General features: G+C 37.6%; 13 protein-coding genes. 6 read left to right on the top strand and 7 right to left on the bottom strand.

What is annotated here, in order from left to right:
• Window positions 1-236 precede the first annotated feature (236 nt).
• Complete coding sequence (satP, locus tag M1F17_RS03180; protein ID WP_004905651.1) at window positions 237-803, top strand: acetate uptake transporter; 567 nt, start codon at window positions 237-239, stop codon at window positions 801-803.
• A 78-nt stretch (window positions 804-881) separates the two neighbouring features.
• On the opposite strand, the gene mog is transcribed toward satP, so the two are convergent.
• Window positions 882-1,463 (bottom strand): molybdopterin adenylyltransferase, encoded by a 582-nt coding sequence (mog, locus tag M1F17_RS03175; protein ID WP_004905653.1) that lies wholly within the window; start codon window positions 1,461-1,463, stop codon window positions 882-884.
• Window positions 1,464-1,653: 190 nt separating this feature from the next.
• Window positions 1,654-2,607 carry a transaldolase gene (gene tal, locus M1F17_RS03170; protein WP_036958561.1) on the bottom strand — a complete coding sequence of 318 codons (954 nt, stop codon included), beginning with the start codon at window positions 2,605-2,607 and terminating at the stop codon, window positions 1,654-1,656.
• Window positions 2,608-2,992: 385 nt separating this feature from the next.
• Between tal and yaaA the strand changes: the two genes are divergently transcribed.
• Together yaaA and M1F17_RS03160 are read left to right on the top strand one after the other, a co-directional pair.
• Entirely contained in the window at window positions 2,993-3,769 is a 777-nt protein-coding gene (gene yaaA / locus M1F17_RS03165; protein ID WP_004905658.1) for a peroxide stress protein YaaA, read from the top strand.
• A gap of 191 nt (window positions 3,770-3,960) precedes the next feature.
• Window positions 3,961-4,953: an aldo/keto reductase gene (locus M1F17_RS03160; RefSeq protein ID WP_094961928.1), complete on the top strand. Its 993-nt coding sequence runs from the start codon at window positions 3,961-3,963 to the stop codon at window positions 4,951-4,953.
• A gap of 48 nt (window positions 4,954-5,001) precedes the next feature.
• Here M1F17_RS03160 and M1F17_RS03155 read toward each other — a convergent pair whose 3' ends face one another.
• The 5 genes from M1F17_RS03155 to M1F17_RS03135 are packed head-to-tail and all read right to left on the bottom strand — an operon-like array spanning window position 5,002 to window position 11,641.
• A complete protein-coding gene (locus tag M1F17_RS03155) occupies window positions 5,002-5,424 on the bottom strand; it encodes a DUF411 domain-containing protein (RefSeq protein ID WP_004905661.1) in 423 nt (140 codons plus the stop codon).
• A 45-nt stretch (window positions 5,425-5,469) separates the two neighbouring features.
• Window positions 5,470-8,607, bottom strand: a complete 3,138-nt coding sequence (locus M1F17_RS03150) for an efflux RND transporter permease subunit (protein WP_164561220.1) — start codon at window positions 8,605-8,607, stop codon at window positions 5,470-5,472.
• Window positions 8,608-8,610: 3 nt separating this feature from the next.
• A complete protein-coding gene (locus M1F17_RS03145) occupies window positions 8,611-9,879 on the bottom strand; it encodes an efflux RND transporter periplasmic adaptor subunit (protein ID WP_164454978.1) in 1,269 nt (422 codons plus the stop codon).
• 17 nt (window positions 9,880-9,896) lie between these two features.
• Complete coding sequence (locus M1F17_RS03140) at window positions 9,897-10,238, bottom strand: copper-binding protein (RefSeq protein WP_144140925.1); 342 nt, start codon at window positions 10,236-10,238, stop codon at window positions 9,897-9,899.
• 8 nt (window positions 10,239-10,246) lie between these two features.
• Window positions 10,247-11,641 carry an efflux transporter outer membrane subunit gene (locus M1F17_RS03135; protein ID WP_318837234.1) on the bottom strand — a complete coding sequence of 465 codons (1,395 nt, stop codon included), beginning with the start codon at window positions 11,639-11,641 and terminating at the stop codon, window positions 10,247-10,249.
• Window positions 11,642-11,795: 154 nt separating this feature from the next.
• On the opposite strand from M1F17_RS03135, the gene M1F17_RS03130 reads away from it, so the two are divergent.
• The 3 genes from M1F17_RS03130 (at window position 11,796) to M1F17_RS03120 (ending at window position 14,432) form a co-directional block, all read left to right on the top strand.
• Window positions 11,796-12,479 (top strand): heavy metal response regulator transcription factor, encoded by a 684-nt coding sequence (locus M1F17_RS03130; protein ID WP_004905666.1) that lies wholly within the window; start codon window positions 11,796-11,798, stop codon window positions 12,477-12,479.
• Entirely contained in the window at window positions 12,472-13,860 is a 1,389-nt protein-coding gene (locus M1F17_RS03125; RefSeq protein WP_094961923.1) for a Cu(+)/Ag(+) sensor histidine kinase, read from the top strand. The genes M1F17_RS03130 and M1F17_RS03125 overlap by 8 nt, the downstream gene beginning before the upstream one ends.
• Before the next feature lie 107 nt (window positions 13,861-13,967).
• Window positions 13,968-14,432: a hypothetical protein gene (locus M1F17_RS03120; protein ID WP_094961922.1), complete on the top strand. Its 465-nt coding sequence runs from the start codon at window positions 13,968-13,970 to the stop codon at window positions 14,430-14,432.
• Window positions 14,433-14,491 lie beyond the last annotated feature (59 nt).

Raw genomic sequence — 14,491 nt, 5'->3', positions numbered from 1 at the left:
ATTATTTTTCAATACGCAATAATTTGGATTGATATCAGTTGATGCTTTTAAGATGGGGTCACAAATTCATTCATCAAGGGGGAGAATCAAAAAAATTTGCATTTATTGCAAAAAAACCTGTCTTGTGATCATGGTTTAAACAATTAAAACTGCGTATGATGCGCCGCCGCTGTCACTTTGGCAAAACCTTTTTGTTTTTTATCTATTTGAATTTTTTATATTTTACCAGAGGTTATATGCAGTCTAGCTCTCTTGCAAATCCAGGCCCACTTGGTTTACTAGGCTTTGGTATGACAACCATCCTGCTGAATATTCATAATGCAGGTTTTTTCCCTCTTTCATCCGTTATTTTAAGTATGGGCATTTTTTATGGTGGTATTGCTCAATTTATTGCAGGTCTGATTGAATACAAAAAAGGCAATACATTCGGTGCAACTGCATTTACCTCTTACGGTATGTTTTGGATTGCATTAGTGGGGTTATTATTTTTGCCTTCAATGGGATTAGCCGAAGCAACTTCACCTGAGTTTTTAGGTGTTTTCCTCGCTATTTGGGGAATTTTTACCTTTTTCATGTTTTTAGGAACCTTCAAAGCTAATTTTGTTTTGCAATTTGTCTTTGGTAGCTTAACTGTATTATTCGCTTTATTAGCGATTGGCAATATTACGGGAAATGCAGCATTACTAAAATTTGCTGGTTTTGAAGGAATTATCTGTGGCGCTAGCGCATTTTATTTAGCGGTCGCAGAAATATTAAATGAGCAATATGGCAAAACGGTATTACCGATTGGCCAACGTGGTTAAATTTAACTAACGTATGTGATTTTATGCATTAAATATTATTAATCAGGTGAGCTAAGCCTCACCTGATTACATCGCAAACTATTCAGGACGAATTGCGGATTTAGGCCTAAATGCCTTCACAACCGTAGGGTCTGTTTCTACATATGGGCCGTCAAGCAATTGAATACAATAAGGAACACTGGCAAAAATACCAGAAACTACCACATTCCCTTCTTTGTCTTTTAAACCTTCCAGAGTTTCCGCGATCGCTTTAGGCTGCCCAGGTAAATTTAAAATCAAAGCCTGGTTGCGTATTACCCCTACTTGGCGTGACAGTATCGCAGTAGGGACGAACTTTAGGCTAATTTGGCGCATTTGTTCGCCAAAACCTGGCATTTCACGGTCTGCAATCGCAAGGGTTGCATCAGGCGTGACATCACGGCGAGCAGGTCCTGTGCCGCCTGTGGTTAGGACTAAATGGCAAGCAAACTCATCCACCAGCTCACATAATGTTTGCTCTATCATGATTTGCTCATCAGGGATCAGGCGAGTTTCGATACGAAAAGGGGTTGTCAACGTTTTCGCTAACCACTCTTCTAATGCGGGAATGCCTTTGTCTTCATAAATACCACTCGAAGCACGATCAGAAACGGAAACCAGACCTATGCGCAATTCATCCATACAAACCTCAAAGAAATTATTCAATCAAAAACTGTTCACTTAATAATAAACAGGGGCAATATCATACCATGATGAACGATTGCATAAAGCGCCCTTGATTTTATATCTTGAAATTGAGAACTAACTCAATGAAAAATAGGCATAAAAAAACCCAACCAACAGGCTGGGTTTTAAGGAAAAATGAAATAAATTACAGTAAGTCTGCAATCATTTTTTCTAGTTTTTCTTGGTCTACTGCAAACTTACGGATACCGTCAGACAGTTTATCAACCGCCATTGGGTCTTGGTTGTGCTGCCAATAGAACTCTGCTTCAGTCAACTTAGCGCCTGGCTCTTTAGTTTTACCTGTATCAGTCAGTTTACGTACTAATTCACCTTGTGATTCAGACAGCTCTTTTAATAAGCCTGGAGAGATAGTTAAACGGTCACAACCTGCTAGTTCAATGATTTCACCCACGTTACGGAAGCTTGCGCCCATAACCACAGTTTTATAACCGTGAGCTTTGTAGTAGTTGTAGATTTCAGTAACAGAAACCACACCTGGGTCTTCATGTGGTGCGAATTCTTTCTTATCTGTATTCGCTTTGTACCAGTCAAGAATACGGCCCACAAATGGAGAAATCAGGTATACACCCGCTTCCGCACAAGCACGAGCTTGAGCAAAAGAGAATAATAAAGTCAGGTTACAGTTAATGCCTTCTTTTTCCAGTTTCTCTGCAGCACGGATACCCTGCCAAGTTGAAGCCAGTTTGATCAGAATACGGTCATTGCTGATGCCTGCATCGTTATACATTTTGATTAAGTGACGCGCTTTAGCAATACAAGCTTCTTCATCATAAGACAGGCGCGCATCAACTTCAGTAGAAATACGACCCGGAACTAATTTCAGAATTTCCAGACCGATATTAACAGCCAGCTTGTCACAAGCATCAACAATTTGTTGCTCGCGATTATTGCTTTGCTTACGAGCCCATTCTACCGCTTCATCAATTAATTTACGGTACTCAGGAATTTGTGCAGCATTTAAGATCAGCGAGGGATTTGTGGTCGCGTCTTGTGGTTTGTAAAGCTTCATCGCTTCGATGTCGCCAGTATCAGCAACAACAGTTGTCAGACTACGTAATGAGGTTAGTTTATCGGTCATTTCTTTAATCTCGTTGTTATACCCGTCATATTCCAAGTTGTAGCGGTGGTTAGCTACCTACAATTCTTGCGACTCTTGTGGTGTAGGCTAACAAACTGCAACTTGAATTACTTTGCGTATTATAAAGGAATTGTGGCTATCGCCGCACCGTCTACAGATAATATCATGCATCCATATTGCTGCAAGCAAGTAAATCTAGTCAAAAGCAACTATTTGATTGGCAATCGATTTCGCTAGCCAATTAGAAACTGAATCCTTTTAGCTAGTTATATTGTGCTGTCATTGTAATAAAGAATAATATTGGTTTGGCTTATCGTATCAATTAGCCAATTAGGAAGAATTTTTGCTAAAGTAAGCAGTATCATTCTTTATAAAGGGTCAAGTCATGCTTATTACAATTTCACCTGCAAAAACATTAGACTACGAAAGCCCACTTGCGACACAGCAGTTTACTCAGCCTGAATTACTTACTGAGTCACAAAAATTAATTAATGTCTGTCGTAAATTAACCCCTGCAGATATTGCCAGTTTAATGAAAATTAGCGACAAGCTTGCGGGGCTCAATGCTGCCCGTTTTGCAGAATGGCATGCGGACTTTACCCCAGAAAATGCACGCCAAGCGATCCTTGCCTTCAAAGGGGATGTGTATACGGGTATGCAAGCAGAAACCTTTTCTCAAGACGATTTTGCGTTTGCTCAATCTCATTTACGCATATTATCAGGTCTTTACGGTATCTTAAGACCGCTAGATTTAATGCAACCTTATCGCTTAGAAATGGGAATTCGATTAAAAAATACCCGTGGAAAAGATTTATATGAGTTTTGGGGAGACATCATTACCAAGCAATTAAATCACGCATTAGCGGAGCAAAAAGATCAAATATTAGTCAACCTTGCCTCAGATGAATATTTTAAATCGGTGAATACAAAGAAATTGGACGGGCAAATTATCAAGCCTATTTTCCTTGATGAAAAAAATGGTAAATATAAAGTTATCAGTTTTTATGCAAAAAAAGCGCGGGGTTTAATGAGCCGCTTTATCATCCAAAATAAATTAACGAAAACAGACCAACTAGCTGATTTTAATTTAGAAGGCTATCAATTTGATGAAAGCCAATCTAAAGGTAACGAGCTGGTATTTACCCGCTCAGAGCAAGCCTAATATACAAAACGTGGGGATTGGTACGCAGCCGATACCCACGAATGCCAAAATACTTCACTCTTTTTTCGGGCTCTATCACAATTTACTCATAAACCTTCTAGTCAAGAACAAATTAGCATTGATTCCTCAGCCTACTTTTTAGCTTTATGACAGTATAAATTGAGTTTTACCCACTATTTTGGAGGTGAAGTATGCCTTATGTTGCATCATCAAAGCGCTATACTGAAATGGAATATCGTTTATGTGGCCGTAGCGGATTACGCTTGCCACTGATTTCATTAGGGTTATGGCACAACTTTGGCGATAACAAACCCTTTGATAATTGCCAAGCCATGCTTCGCCATGCTTTTGACCTTGGGATCACCCATTTTGATCTTGCTAATAATTATGGGCCACCACCAGGCTCTGCCGAAAGTACATTTGGCAAAATTATGCAGCGGGATTTTCTGCCTTATCGCGATGAAATGGTTATTTCATCAAAAGCGGGTTTCACTATGTGGGACGGCCCTTATGGTGACTGGGGAAGTAAAAAATACTTAGTTGCAAGCCTAAACCAAAGTTTGAAGCGAATGGGATTAGATTATGTAGATATATTTTATCATCATCGACCTGATCCCAATACCCCACTAGAAGAAACCATGGGAGCGCTAGATCTCATTGTTCGCCAAGGAAAAGCCCTGTATGTGGGGATTTCTAATTACCCAACCAATTTAGCCAAAGAAGCCATTAATATTCTCAATGAATTAGGAACCCCTTGCCTGATTCACCAACCTAGATATTCCATGCTAGAACGTACTCCCGAAGAAGATTTACTCGATTTACTGGAAGAAGAAGGCGTTGGCTCTATCGCATACTCTCCATTGGCTGGTGGGATATTAACCGATCGCTACCTTAATGGCATCCCTGCTGATTCACGTGCTGCAGGTAATCCTTCTTTGCCCCCAGAAAGACTCACGTCAAACATTTTATCAAAGGTTAAACAACTGAATGAACTGGCAACAAAAAGAGGACAAAAGCTAAACCAAATGGCATTAGCATGGCTACTGAGACACGACAGGATCACTTCCGTTCTCATTGGCGCAAGCCGTATCAGCCAAATTGATGATGCAATGGGGATACTAAAAAATCGTAATTTTACGCAAGAAGAGCTCAAAGCCATCGAATTAATATTAGAAGGCGAATAAAACACACAAGTTGCAGGATATCCTGCAACTTAATAAATTTTATCTCAATTAACGATATTCCCCATTTGCTTTAAACTGCACCACAGAATAAGGCTGAGTACGGCCATCTGGCTGCTCCATCCCTAGGCTACCAATTGGCATACCCGGAACAGAAATCCCTACCACATCCGCTGGTAAGGCATCAATCGCATCAAGACTGCTGACAGGAACATGGCCAACAATCACTTTACCTTTGTATTTAGCGATATGACAGCTGCGTAAGTTATAAGGCACATTCAGCTCATCATTCAGTTTGTTCAACTCATCATAACTGATTTCATTGACCACAACGTCATACCCTGCTTTTTTAACTCCTTCTCCCCATAATTGGCAGCAACCACAGTTTGCATCTTTATACAATTGCACGCTCTGGTTTTGAGAAAATGCAGAAAATGACAGTAAAAACATTCCACCTAAAATTATCTTCTTCATTGCTATTTACCTTATCAATAATAATGACTAGTACTTAAAAAGTGTCTATTTTTTATGGCGTAACTGACAGATTAATTTATAAGCCGCAGGAATGATAAATAGGGATAATAACGGTGCAGTTATCATTCCACCAATCATCGGTGCAGCAATACGGCTCATCACTTCTGAACCGACTCCTGTTCCAAGTAATATTGGCAATAAACCGGCTAAAATTACGGCAACCGTCATGGCTTTAGGGCGAACACGTAAAACTGCACCTTCATATAATGCACGGTCTAAATCTTGGTTTGATAGCTTGCTTATTCCTTGCTGTTTTTCTTTATCTTCGATTGCATGGCGTAAATAAATCAACATAACTACGCCAAATTCAGCCGCGACACCTGCCAATGCAATAAATCCAGTTCCTGTTGCAACTGATAAATTAAAGTTCATCCAATAAAGGAACCAAATCGCGCCCACTAAAGCAAAAGGTAAACTTAATAAAATCAGTAAAGCTTCACTAAATCGTCTAAAGGCTAAATAAAGTAGTACAAAAATAATCATGATGGTCGCGGGAACCATTAACATTAATTTTTGGTTAGCCCTTTCGAGTAATTCAAATTGCCCCGTAAAGGAATAGCTAAGACCCGGCCTCATTTGAATATTATCTTTTATTGCTGTATCAATATCTTTAATAACAGAAACCATATCACGATCACGTGCATCAATATAAATCCAACTAGTCGGTCTGGCGTTCTCTGTTTTCAACATGGGAGCGCCCATATTCACGGAGACATCTGCAACATCACTAAGTACTATTTGCTGTTTGTTTGGCGTTAAAATTGGTAATAACTTCATCGCAGATACACTATTTCGGTAATCTTGAGGATATCTTATGCTAATTGGGTAACGCTCAATCCCTTCAACTGTTTCCCCAATCATTTCCCCACCAGTGGCCATTGAAATATACACTTGTACGTCGCTGACACTCATACCAAAACGAGCCGCTTTTTCTCTATCAATTTTGACATCAATATAGCGTCCGCCTACCAACCTCTCAGCCAAAACTGAAACCACCCCCGGTACCGATTTTGTGACTTTTTCAATTTCTTGGGCTAATGCATCGATTTCTTCAAGATCCCTGCCTGATACTTTAATACCTATAGGGCTTTTGACTCCCGTAGATAACATATCAATACGGTTACGAATAGGTGGAACCCATAAGTTTGCAACCCCAGGTAAACGTACAGTTTCATCGAGCTCATCAATAATTTTTTCGAGTGTCATTCCTTCTCGCCACTGTGCTTGCGGCTTCAAACGTATCGTTGTTTCAATCATTTCCATCGGGGCTGAATCCGTTGCTGTTTCAGCTTTACCAACTTTTCCAAATACCGTATCCACCTCTGGAATAGTTTTGATTAACTTATCCGTATTTTGTAGTAAAAATGCCGCTTGTGCAGGCGAAACACCCGGTAATGTTGAAGGCATATAAAGTAAGTCACCTTCATTAATTGCAGGAAGAAATTCACCACCTAAATTTTTTAATGGCCATATCACCGTAAATAAAGATAAGAAACCAATTAATAAGGTGGTTTTCGGCCACGCTAATACCTTAATTAAAATAGGGCTATAGAGTGAGATCAACCAACGATTCAGTGGGTTTTTATTTTCATTTGGAATATTACCGCGGATCCAATATCCCATTAGAATTGGAATAACAATCAGCGCTAAAGCCGCAGCACCCGCCATGGCATAGGTTTTTGTGAATGCAAGTGGACCAAATAAACGGCCTTCTTGCCCTTCCAACGTAAAGATAGGAATAAAAGACAATGTGATAATTAATAAACTGATAAATAATGCAGGCCCAACTTCAACAGCGGAATCCGTAATAACTTTCCAACGCTGGGCATTATCAATGACTTTATCTTCATTTTCATGTTGCCATTTTTCTAATTTTTTATGTGCATTTTCGATCATAACAATGGCGGCATCCACCATTGCTCCGATCGCAATTGCAATGCCCCCTAACGACATAATATTTGCATTTATTCCTTGGTAGCGCATGACGATAAAGGCAATAAATAATCCAAGGGGCAAAGAAATAATTGCCACGAGAGCAGAACGGAAATGCCATAAAAAAACGGCACACACTAATGCGACAACAATAAATTCTTCTAGTAACTTATAACTTAAATTATCAATCGCGTTATCAATAAGAATGCTTCTATCATAAGTCGTGATAATTTCGATGCCTTCCGGCAAGCTAGCACTTAAATCTTCAAGTTTCTGTTTTACATCCTGAATCACATTACGTGCATTTTCACCAGAGCGAAGCAGAATAATTCCCCCAACGACCTCTCCTTCTCCATTTAGCTCAGCAACCCCACGACGCATTTCGGGGCCTTCCTGTATTCGAGCAACATCTTGTAGGTAAATAGGTACACCATTTTCTGGCGTTTTTAGGTAGATTTTATTGAAGTCATCAATAGATTGAAGATAACCACTTGCTCTAACCATATATTCAGCTTCAGCAATTTCAATCGATGAACCACCAGCTTCTTGGTTAGCCATTTCAACGGCCTGTTTTATTTCAGGTAATGTCACTGAAAATTGGCTGAGCTTGAGTGGGTCAACTAAGATTTGGTAAGATTTAACCACACCGCCAACGGTTGCCACTTCTGAAACATTAGGCAAAGCCTTCAATTCATATTTCAAAAACCAATCTTGTAATGAACGTAGTTCTGCTAGATTATGTTTTCCAGTTTTATCCACTAAAGCATATTCAAAAATCCAACCAACACCTGTCGCATCAGGGCCAATGGAGGCTACTGCACCTTTGGGTAATTGGTTTTGGACTTGATTTAAATATTCTAAAACTCGTGAACGAGCCCAGTATAAATCTGTATTATCTTCAAAAATAACATAAACATATGAGTCACCAAATGCAGAAAACCCCCGCACCGTTTTTGCTCCCGGCACAGATAGCATCGTCGTCGTTATCGGGTAGGTAACTTGGTTTTCGACCAGTTGCGGCGCTTGCCCTGGATAAGTGGTTTTGATGATCACTTGTACATCAGATAAGTCAGGTAATGCATCAACTGGTGTACTGCGAATGCTCCAAATACCCGCAATGACTAAAAACACGACTCCCATTAACACTAGAAATCGGTTAGCAACCGAGCGTCTTATAATCCATTCCAACATACTCTACTCCTGAGATTTATGTGATGAATGATTAGATGACGCTGATACTTCAGGAAGCGCTTCCATCTTGGCTAATGCACCAGCAATATTCGCTTCAGAATCAATCAGGAAAATACCCTGAGTCACTATATGCTCACCCACTTGTAAGCCTTCAGATATTGCTGTCATTTGTTGAGATTCACTCAGCACTCGTACTCTTTTGGGAATAAATTCACCATTCTCACCAACAGCAATAACATGCTGTTCTTTCCCAGAGTCCACAATGGCTTGTGAAGGGATCAATAAACTTTCATTACCTTCTGCAACTAAATTTAAATATGCTGTCATACCTGGTTTTAATAAATGGTTAGGATCAGCAATTTCTGTACGAATATTAATTGTACGACTTGCTTGATCTGCACTGGGTAATATCAACCAGTTTTTTACAGTAAATAACTGCGAAGGATAGGCAGGAATAGAAACTGTAAATTGTGTTTGTTGATTAAGTAATTCAGCAACTGACTGAGGAACAGATGCATTAATCCATAATGGATCTGTTCCTTGTATTTGTGCGATAACGACTTCTTTGGATACATTCATCCCTAAACGTAGATTAAGTGCAGTAATTACCCCAGAAATAGGAGCTTGAATAGTAAAACGTGTTTGCACTTTTCCTGTTTTAATAAACTGAGAAAGCGCGCCTTCTGGCATGCCATTTAAACGTAAACGCTCAATGACACTATTAAGATCTTGTTGGCTCGCATTCATTTGCTTAAGCGCAAGATATTCGCTTTGTGCTTCAACCCATGCAGGGATCGTTAGCTCAGCAATAGGAACACCTTTTTGGATCCTCTCACCTACTGTGAATGGATAAACTTTTTCAACAAAACCATTTTCGCGTGCTTGTACAATAGCAAATTGATGGTCATTAAACGCAATTTCGGCTGGAAATGTTAAGTCATAGTTTAATTTCCCCCACTTCACATCCACCGTTTTAAGCCCTAAATTTTGTGTCTGTGTTGGGTTAATTGTTACCCCTTTGCTATTCGCTGAAGCCAAGTTTTCATCCGCATATTTAGGAACAAGATCCATGTCCATAAAAGGGGATTTCCCTGGTTGATCAAACTTGGTATTGGGATACATGGGATCATACCAATACAATACGGTGCGTTCTTGTTTTTCAACTGATTGGCTATTATTTTCTATAACGAAAAAATAACGGTAAAATAAAATTGAAATAACGCTCGATAAAATAATTACCAATAGCAATTTGGTCAGGTTAACTAATGACATAACATCTCTCTACCTATTTAGTTTATTTTTTCGACGGATTTCAACATTGAAAGATTACCTTGTTGTACAAATGAAAATTTCAATTCATCATTTTCTTGTAAACCGTTGATCATATTTTCATCTTCATATGTAAAACGCATCGTCATTGGTGGCCAACCAATGCTTTCTATTTCTTTATGATTTATCGTTAATTTTTTATTATCTTTGTCAATCGAGATTAGCTTTCCTTCAGTGTTAATTGTTGGTTCCGCCGCTTTTTCTGGATAAATAGAGTGATTATGTTCAGCTGCATTTGCATAGCTGGTTGCTGTTAATATCGCCATTGAAATTACAAAAAATACCGTATTTAGTTTTTTCATTTTTACCCTCATGATTTGATTAATCCGCCACCTAATGCAGAGAATAAATTTATTTCATTCTTCTGCTGTTCTATTTTCAACATCAATAAGTTTTGCTGTTCTGTAAATAAGCTACGCTGCGCTTCGAGAACATCGAGATAACTTAAACCACCATATCGATAACTTGCTTGTTTCTGTGTTAAGACGTTTTGTAGCGTGTTGACATATTGCTCTTGGGAGATAAGTTGTTTTTCTAAACTCAATTTGATCACTAAGGCATCTTTCACTTCTCGAAACGCTACTTGAATACTTTTTTCGTAATTAGCAATCGCTTTATTTTTTCTAATATTTGCCAACTCTAAATTTCGACTATTAGTCCCCCCAGTAAAGATAGGTAACGTAATTTTAGGAATAAAATTCCAAATACCATTTGAAGAGTCAAATAACCCCGTTAAAGAACCATTACTGTTTGCAACTCCCGTATTAAAGGAAATAGAAGGAAAGAAAGCCGCTCTCGCTACACCGATGTTGGCATTCTCAGAAATAATGTTTTGCTCCGCAGCCATAATATCCGGGCGCTTTAGCAATATTTCAGAAGGAATATCTGGAGGTGTCGTAATTAAAGGATAGTTTGGCTCGTAGCGTCCTAGATCTAAGTTTATTTTTGTTGCATAGTCATTTGTCAAAAAATTCAGTAAATTTTCATTTTTTGCAATTTCACTTTCAATTTTTTCGATATTAATAGAAATAGACTGTACTTGCCCTTTAGCTTGTTCTAAGTCTGATAGTGCGGCTTTTCCTGCCGCCACTTTTTGCATTACAATCGATTGACTATTGAGATAACTTTGTTTCGTCTCTTGTGCAATTAATAATAGCTTTTGGTTATACACCACATCTAAGTACGCTTCTGCTACCGTTTTAATCGTGATAATTTGTGTCGCACGGCTCATCTCTTGAGAAGCAATAAACTTTGCTTTGTCTGCATCAGATAAATTTTTGATACGCCCAAAAAAATCCAGCTCATAGCTGATATCAATGCCTACGCTGTATTTCTTATTAAGGGATGACCCGGTCTCTAACGACTGACTATAATCACCACTCATCGATGAATTAACTTGAGGATATTTTTCTGCCCCCGCGAGCCCAAAACGTACACGAGCTTCCTCTACATCTAACGCAGCAAGGTATAAATCGCTGTTTTTCTCTAGTGCAATTTCTATCACGTTTTTCATTTGAGGGTCTTGAATAAACTGTTCCCAACTAGGGATCAATAATTCAGTTTGAGCCTGCTTTGCTGCATCAGAAAAATGACTATTGAATTGATGAGGTAAATTAAGGTTAGGGCGTTGATATTCAGGAGCGAGCGAAACACAGCCCGTCAAAGTTAAGGCATAAGCTATTATTAATATTTTTGGGGAATACATGGTATAGCCATGCCTCTAGTAATTAAAATTGGAGCTATAGTAAAAAAGACCTCCTGTTAGATTGATGACATGAAAATGACAAATTTGTCATTTTACATTTCGTTGCTGTAGTGCTTAGAATGGCTGCATTATTTACCTGGCTGATAGGTCTGAGATGAAATTACTTATTGTTGAAGATGAACATAAAACGAGAGAATACCTGTCTAAAGGCTTAAGTGAGTCCGGGTTTATTGTTGATGCAATCGAAAATGGTATTACAGGCCTGCATATGGCCACAACTGAAGATTATGATTTAATTATTCTTGATGTGATGTTACCTGATATTAACGGCTGGGAAATTGCAAAGAGCTTACGCAATTCAGGAAAAAATACACCAATACTGATGCTCACTGCATTAGGTAATGTTGAGCATCGAGTCAAAGGACTAGAGTTAGGTGCTGATGATTATCTCGTTAAACCATTTGATTTTTCGGAGTTACTCGCTCGAGTAAGAACTTTATTACGCAGAGGCAACAGCAGCATCCAAAAAACACAGTTTACCATTGCTAACTTGCATGTTGACCTGATTAAGCGACGCGTTACCCGTGAAAATGATAAAATTATACTCACCAGTAAAGAGTTTTCTTTATTGGAATTTTTTATTCTTCACCAAGGTGAAGTACTTTCTCGTTCTCTTATCGCTTCAAAAGTGTGGGATATGAATTTTGATAGTGATACCAATGTGATTGATGTAGCAGTGAAAAGATTAAGAGCTAAAATAGATCAAGGCTATGAGCCTAAATTGATCCATACCATTAGGGGAATGGGCTATTTACTTGAGATCCCTGAAAATGATTAAATTTTTTCGATCTCCTGTCTCAATTTCAATTCGTCTTATTGTTTTGATCAGTATTACTCTCTCCCTCGCCTTGTTACTATTTAGCTCGATCATGATCAATTCGGTTATGTTGCATTTTAAACAGCAAGATGAATACACACTTAACCAGTTGAACCTAACGATCCGTAGCTTGTTAAATAACAATACAGACTCACAAAGTGAACAATATGCACGTATTAAAACCATTATTAATGAGCACCAAGACATTACTATTTATCTCATTGATAAAAAAGGAAATGAATTAATATCTCCCAATGCAACAGATAAGCTCATTACGTACTTAAAAAATTATGATCCTCATAAAAATAACCAAGAAGAGCTTAAAAATTATCGCCTATCTGAAATTATTATTCAGGTAGATTCCCCTTCAGAGTCTAAACAATATCGGTTGGTTACTGCATTATCATTAAATTTTCATCATGATTATCTGAGTTCATTAATAAATAATTTAATTGTCAGCGCTATTATATTGTGCTTATTTACTATTCTTGTCGTTTATTTCCTTGTAATTAAAGGATTAAAACCCCTTAAAGATGTGAGCGATGAAATCAAAAATGTCACTTCCGAAAACTTAAGTGTGCGTTTAGACCCTGATTCTGTACCTAATGAATTAAAACAATTAACAAAATCATTTAATCAGATGTTAGTCAAAATTGAAGATGTTTTCGTAAGACAAACGAATTTCTCAGCAGATATAGCTCATGAAATGCGTACACCTATCACTAATTTAATGACTGAAACCCAAATATCTTTGAGTAAAAATCGCAGTAAAGAAGAACTCGTTGAAGTGTTATATTCTAATTTAGAAGAATATAACCGTCTATCACGAATGATCTCTGATATGCTTTTTCTTGCTCAAGCAGATGATAATAGGCTTATCCCTGAGAAAAAAGTTATTAATATTAAAACTGAAATAGAGCTCATATTTGATTATTTTGAATATCTCGCGGAAGAGAATGAAATAAAGCTTAAGCTAATTGGTGATACAGACCCTATTATGGCCGATAAAGATATGTTAAGAAGAGCAATTACTAACTTAATATCAAATGCTATCCGCTATACCCCAAAGGGGGATTCTGTCAGTATTAATATTTCGAATGTAAAAAATGGTATTGAATTAATTATCAGCAATCCCGGCATGAAAATACCAGAAGAACATTTAGCAAAACTCTTTGACAGATTTTATCGAGTAGATAAATCAAGACAAAGAAAAAATGAAGGGAGCGGAATTGGGTTGGCTATCGTCAAATCAATCATATTAGCGCATAAGGGAAGAATCACTGTAACATCAGATGATTTTTCAACACGTTTTACTGTATTTTTACCTAAGGAACCAAATTAAATATCTACCATAAATGGCAATTTTGTCATCTTGTTGTCAGTATTCAGACAGAAATAAAGCCTTATTATAGTTACAAGATAAATTATCTAACTTAATAAGGATTTGTAATGAAAAAAATTATTTTTGCTTTAACACTTGTAACTGTAACAACACATGTAGCAACCGCTCAAACAGAAAAAGAAATACATTATAATGCAGCGAATGCATTAAATTTCACTGAGAATAACACATCGTATTCTAATCAAAAATCGATTAATGACCACTTGAGTAAGGCGGGTATTTCAGTCAACGATAATATCAACTCAACCCAATCATTTCTTCAATTAGATAGACATACTCAAGCTGCTACCGCATTGAATTTTACTCAAAATAGTACCTCCCCAGCAATGCAGAATATGATCAGTAGCCACCAAAACCAATCACCTAACTATAAAAAATCGATGGTAAAAGTTGCAAAACCATTTTCCGATATGAATGAAAATGAAAAAGCCGTCACCATGTTAAACTTTCATAAAAATAGTTCATCTGCTTCTATACAAAGTAAAATAATAGGATATTCAAAAAATAATTAATTAGAACTTTAAAACCATATTATTAAATAAATATTAATATGGTTTTAAATTAAAAAAAT

Source organism: Providencia sp. PROV073 (assembly GCF_033688125.1).
Classification (GTDB): Bacteria; Pseudomonadota; Gammaproteobacteria; order Enterobacterales; family Enterobacteriaceae; genus Providencia; species Providencia hangzhouensis.
The sequence above is the reverse complement of the archived record's forward strand: the minus strand, read 5'-3'. Positions and strand labels throughout refer to the sequence as shown.